The following is a 1,898-nucleotide window of genomic DNA, read 5'->3' on the forward strand; positions in this document are numbered from 1 at the left end:
TAGTCGCGGCCGGTGAATGCGCTGATCGTGAATCGGTTCGAGGCAATGTAGTAGCCCATTCCAACGAGCGTCACGTAGAAGTCGAGCGGATCGACGCCGCTGCGAATCTGCCCTGTCGCCGCCCCGCGTTCGAGGACCGTCCTGATGAGGTCGATTACCGGTGAGATCGTCGCGCGCAGCTTTTCCGAAGTCTGCAGGTATCGACCTTGATGCAAATTTTCACCGTTGATCAGTCCCAGCCAACGGGGGCTGTCCCAAAGGTGTGCCCAGATTGATTTCGCAAGAGCAGCGATCGCGTCGCGCGGTTCAAGTCCAGAAAGGTCAAGGTGGCTTTCCTTCTCGGCAAACTCCGCGTACATGGACTCCAGCACGGCGACATAGAGCTGCTCTTTGCTGCCGAAGTAGTAGTACAGCATGCGCTCGTTCGTCGCTGCAGCCTTTGCTATCGCATCTACGCGTGCGCCGGCGAGGCCGAGCGTGGCGAATTGCTCGCTCGCCGCCTCGAGGATCCGGCGCCGCGTGCCTTCGGGGTCTCGCTTCACAATCTTCAGATCGGTCTCTGTCTTATCTCGTTGGGTTCCGTGCGAGGGGTGCTGAGCTATCGCAGCTTTCATTATCGCTGCTTTGCTCGTCGCTCTGCCCCCGTGACTTGACTTCGGGAACCGATACGTAGGCTCGATCTGCACCATGACGTGGGGTCGTGGATATACACCGGAGCCTGCATGACCTACAAAGGCGACTTCAAAGATGCCGTCTTCCCTAGCGCCGATCGGGAGGCGCGTGTCGCCCGCTATCGTCTCGTTCTCATTGAAATGAACCTGCGCGTTTCCGCCGTCATCCATCTGCGTCGCGAGGATCGACCAGCCCGCTATCAGTTCGGCAGCGAGCGTGAATTCGACGTCGTCGTTAATCGGATCGTGAACACGGAGCTTCGCGGCGTACGCGTCGATTCCATGCGCCTTGTGGTTGAGTCCGACCAGTCGTCTATCGAATATCCGCTGGATTTCAACGCAGCAGACATCCCGGCCCGGCGAACAAACATCCAGCCTCTGGATGCTGCCGAGCTGCGGTCACGCGACATCGTAGGCGGCCGCGTTGCGCTATTCGTGGACGTCGATGCCGGGCGCCCCGCTGAGGCGTGGCTCACGGAACTGTTGCGCGACTGATTAGAGGCGTGCGCCAGTAGGCGAACTCTTAAGAATGGCTGATTCGAGCCGCTAATCAGATTCACTTTTATGACGCTCGACCCCTAATGGCCTACGAACCACCTGTGCTGTCGGAATTTATCGCTGCCGGTGACGAAATCAACCTCGCGCTGCTGCAGACCGATTCCAAGGAATTTTCGACCGACGGCGACCGCAAAACTGCGCGTCGAGCGGTGTTGGCCGACGCAGTGGCGAAGCACAATTTGCCGGGCGTTCGCGAAGCCGTGTTGAGCCACGAGATCAGTGGGTTGGTCGCGAATCGCCCGATGATGAGTAGGCTGTTTGACTATCACGAGCTCAAGGCGATGTGCCTGCTGAGAGCGACACCGTCACTGGTTGACGGGTTCGTCGCTGTGAAGCGAAAGAACCCTCTGTTCGGTCTGGGTGAGATCATGGCGCTAGCCGTTGAGGCGCCGGAACGACACCAATGGGGACACCTCTGGGAAGAATGATGCACCGATATGCGGTCGGCGAATGGGACTCCCTGTGGAGCAGCGACCCTTACATGAAGCACCGGTTCGTGCTCGATCTGGAGTCGCGCACTGTGATCGCCGGCGAAGACCGCATTCGCCGTCGCTGGTGGTCGATGCGTCTTGAGGACGTCGCCTATATGCAGCAAATCCTCAACGAGACATTCGATTCGATATGGGACGAGCCAGAGGAGTTCGGCTTCGTTCGTCAGGCCGAGATTCC

The 1,898-nt window shown here is 59.0% G+C and carries 3 protein-coding genes; 2 read left to right on the forward strand and 1 reads right to left on the reverse strand.

The window, feature by feature from the left end; all coding sequences use genetic code 11:
* Positions 1–614: TetR/AcrR family transcriptional regulator (locus AWB81_RS42465; protein WP_087135608.1), on the reverse strand; the 614-nt coding region annotated here is incomplete at its 3' end.
* Between the two features lie 108 nt (positions 615–722).
* Between AWB81_RS42465 and AWB81_RS42470 the strand changes: the two genes are divergently transcribed.
* Complete coding sequence (locus AWB81_RS42470; RefSeq protein ID WP_062644528.1) at positions 723–1,166, forward strand: hypothetical protein; 444 nt, start codon at positions 723–725, stop codon at positions 1,164–1,166.
* A gap of 86 nt (positions 1,167–1,252) precedes the next feature.
* Positions 1,253–1,657 carry a hypothetical protein gene (locus AWB81_RS42475; protein WP_144444378.1) on the forward strand — a complete coding sequence of 135 codons (405 nt, stop codon included), beginning with the start codon at positions 1,253–1,255 and terminating at the stop codon, positions 1,655–1,657.
* Positions 1,658–1,898 lie beyond the last annotated feature (241 nt).

Origin of the sequence: Caballeronia arationis (assembly GCF_001544975.2) — a bacterium.
In the GTDB taxonomy this organism is placed as follows: domain Bacteria; phylum Pseudomonadota; class Gammaproteobacteria; order Burkholderiales; family Burkholderiaceae; genus Caballeronia; species Caballeronia arationis.